The sequence below is a fragment of the Vibrio sp. 10N.222.47.A9 genome (genome assembly GCF_963872585.1).
GTDB classification, from domain to species: domain Bacteria; phylum Pseudomonadota; class Gammaproteobacteria; order Enterobacterales; family Vibrionaceae; genus Vibrio; species Vibrio splendidus.
In genome coordinates, this window is the sequence record NZ_CAWNBB010000085.1 from 1 (window position 1) to 1,028 (window position 1,028).

General features: G+C 43.9%; 2 tRNA genes and 3 rRNA genes. All 5 read right to left on the reverse strand.

Annotation, left to right across the window (positions count from 1 at the left end):
- Positions 1 to 246: 246 nt before the first annotated feature.
- Positions 247 to 323 (reverse strand) — tRNA-Asp (locus AACT19_RS23265).
- A 30-nt stretch (positions 324 to 353) separates the two neighbouring features.
- Positions 354 to 469, reverse strand: a 5S ribosomal RNA gene (gene rrf / locus AACT19_RS23270).
- 42 nt (positions 470 to 511) lie between these two features.
- A tRNA-Thr gene (locus AACT19_RS23275) sits at positions 512 to 588 on the reverse strand.
- A gap of 73 nt (positions 589 to 661) precedes the next feature.
- Positions 662 to 777, reverse strand: a 5S ribosomal RNA gene (gene rrf, locus AACT19_RS23280).
- A 119-nt stretch (positions 778 to 896) separates the two neighbouring features.
- Positions 897 to 1,028 (reverse strand): 23S ribosomal RNA (locus tag AACT19_RS23285); the annotation flags it as partial.

Sequence of the window (1,028 nt, forward strand, 5' to 3'; positions counted from 1 at the left end):
TTAATGGAATTGGTATTAGTTTAAAGTTTGAAGTCTTTCTTGTGTCAAACCACAATTGGAATCAGAAATGATGTGATTCTAGTCGTAGGATTGGGATTTCTGATAAATGACGGAATAATAGGGACGCGTTGGCTAGGAGTTATGGGGTACGGGAAATCTTATGTGGAAGTCATTAGATGGAGGGGCGAAACACTATAATTTAGATGTAAAAAAGCCCTGCTATTTCTAGCAGGGCTTCTAAATAAGTGGCGGAGTGGACGGGACTCGAACCCGCGACCCCCGGCGTGACAGGCCGGTATTCTAACCAACTGAACTACCACTCCGCAGTGTCTATTCAGCATAATGCAATTTAAGCCTGACGATGTCCTACTCTTACATGGGGAAGCCCCACACTACCATCGGCGCTATTGTGTTTCACTTCTGAGTTCGGCATGGAATCAGGTGGGTCCACAATGCTATGGTCGTCAAACAAATTCTGTTGTCAACTTGATGAATCAAATCAACTAAATAATGGTGCTGATACCCAGACTCGAACTGGGGACCTCACCCTTACCAAGGGTGCGCTCTACCGGGCTGAGCTATATCAGCAATTCAGGAATCGTTTAAAGACGATTCTGAAAACTTTTTGTCTTCACTTTTTAAAAGTGAAAATAAATTTAAAGCCTGGCGATGTCCTACTCTCACATGGGGAAACCCCACACTACCATCGGCGCTATTGTGTTTCACTTCTGAGTTCGGCATGGAATCAGGTGGGTCCACAATGCTATGGTCGCCAAGCAAATTTTAAAATTCGGAAAGCTGCTTCTCTATTTAATAGAGCTTTAAAAGTATTTCTCTTCAAACTCATTCAAGCGTTTGGTATTTCTATTGAGTCCACAAAACCCCTTGGGTGTTGTATGGTTAAGCCTCACGGGCAATTAGTACAGGTTAGCTCAATGCCTCGCAGCACTTACACACCCTGCCTATCAACGTCGTAGTCTACGACAACCCTTTAGGACACTTATAGTGCCAGGGAAAACTCATCTCAA